1 protein-coding gene and 1 pseudogene are annotated in these 1,783 nt (G+C 60.1%); one reads left to right on the forward strand and one right to left on the reverse strand.

What is annotated here, in order from left to right:
* Positions 1–866 (forward strand): hypothetical protein (locus EOC06_RS40425; protein WP_164898878.1); only part of this gene is annotated, 866 nt, incomplete at its 5' end.
* Positions 867–1,207: 341 nt separating this feature from the next.
* Here EOC06_RS40425 and EOC06_RS41030 read toward each other — a convergent pair.
* Positions 1,208–1,783 (reverse strand): annotated as a pseudogene (locus EOC06_RS41030) (hypothetical protein); the annotation flags it as partial.

The following is a 1,783-nucleotide window of genomic DNA, read 5'->3' on the forward strand; positions in this document are numbered from 1 at the left end:
TCCATGCCTGGCGGGAAGCCTACGCGGAGAAGGCGCGCGAAAACGGCATAGCGATGGTCGCAACCCGCCGGTACGATCATGCAATGAGCCGCCCGCATACGAAGGAACATGCGGGCGCCTACATGCGCGCGCAGCACGATGCGCGCTATCTGGTCAGTGACAAGACTGTCGCGCGTGTGGAGGATAAGCGACAGCGTCGAATGGATCGCAAGTTAATTGTCGCCAATGGCGCGACGATCGCCGGCGTGTGGCAGCAGACGGCCGCCGTGATGCGGGCGGCTGGCGTCACCGGCCAGGCGCTGACTGCAGCCGAGGCGATCGGCAAGAATCTCCTCCAGATTCCTGCGCGCAGGGGAGGCGAGAAGCCTGCCGATAGCGTCTCCAAAGATGGCGGGGGACCGGGGCTGATCTCGTCGTTCTTGTCCCATCCCGGCATGAAAGAATTGACCAGGCTAATAGGAGCTACCGAAATGGCGCAGACACCTTTGGAAATGCGGCAGAAGATGGCGCGTGTGAATCAAGCATTGGATGAGATGCGGCACACGCTTCCCAATGCTGAGCAACCCCGTTTCGAGCAATACCGCGATGGCGTGAACGACAAGATGCACGATCGATTGGCCCGGCTCCAGTTCGAGCAGCAAAAGGGTGCAGGCGGAGGCGGCGAGGCCGCGCCAGAAAGAGAGGCGCGCGGCCGCGATTTGCCGGCCCGAGACGACACGCGTCAACCCGAGGCTTCGGCGCAACATGCCGAGAAGGCACGGCAACGCGTTCAGCAGCAAAAAGACTCAGCCAAGCAAAAGGGCCGGCAGGCCGACGAACAGGACCGCAAGACACAGCGCAGCAAGGTCGACGAATACGAGCGCTGAAGCACATGTATCCCGAAGCGGGTTGATGAGAATCCATGTGACTACTTGTAGCGACCTCACCTATCGCGTCCTGCCGACAAGGGAGAGCGGCCTAAGCAGCGTTATTGGCACCAAGGTAATCAATGAACGTCGCTACCGCCTGCTCTGCCGCGGCGACCAGTTCGAGCTCCTTCGTGCTGAAGGTCATCGGAACAGGTTTCGTTTTCGCTTGGCCCTTCTGTTTTTCCCGAACGGCAAGATCATGAGTTTGAGTGCCCCTGACGCGGCAGCACCTGCCCCTCTATTTCAAAGCCGCATTGATGGCGCCGATAAGCTTCGCCCACGCGTCGCGCTCGGTTTGGCTAAGATCTTGGGCAGTATGGTCCCGGGTCCAGCGCACGTAAGCCTTTGCGAGCTTGTATTTGGAGAAATTGGCCCCGCCCTTTGCTGACAGAAGGTCGACCAAGGGCTTTTCCGGGCGTGGCTGTTGCTTCGGCGGTAACGTCGATGCCAAGTTCTTTTGCCGCAAGGGGTATAAGCACGTCGCGCAGCAAATCTTCAATCTCGGCCTTCGGTCTGGGGGGAACGGTGAAGTCCATCGTCCGGAGAATGCGCTTGGCGCCAAGGCGATGCACCAGCACCTCCTGCTTCGCGGCCTGTTCGCCGGCGTTGTCGCTGTCAAGCAATGCCGCGACCTTCAAATTGTGGGCGATTAGAATCGTCGCGAAATAGACCACTTTGCTCGCGGTATTGGCCGAGATCAGGGCGATCTTGTCGTTAAGATCTGCGACGCCGCCGAGCCGCAACATTTCCGACGTGGCCTCAAGGTACCAGAAGTCGGTCAGGCCTTCGAGGATCAGGTTACGCTGTTGCGCAAACAGGCTCTGCGCGAGGTCGTAGCCCAATGCCTCCTGCAGTGGCAACAGAGCGGCGGGATC

The sequence above is a fragment of the Mesorhizobium sp. M7A.F.Ca.MR.362.00.0.0 genome (assembly GCF_004023175.1).
Classification (GTDB): Bacteria; Pseudomonadota; Alphaproteobacteria; order Rhizobiales; family Rhizobiaceae; genus Mesorhizobium.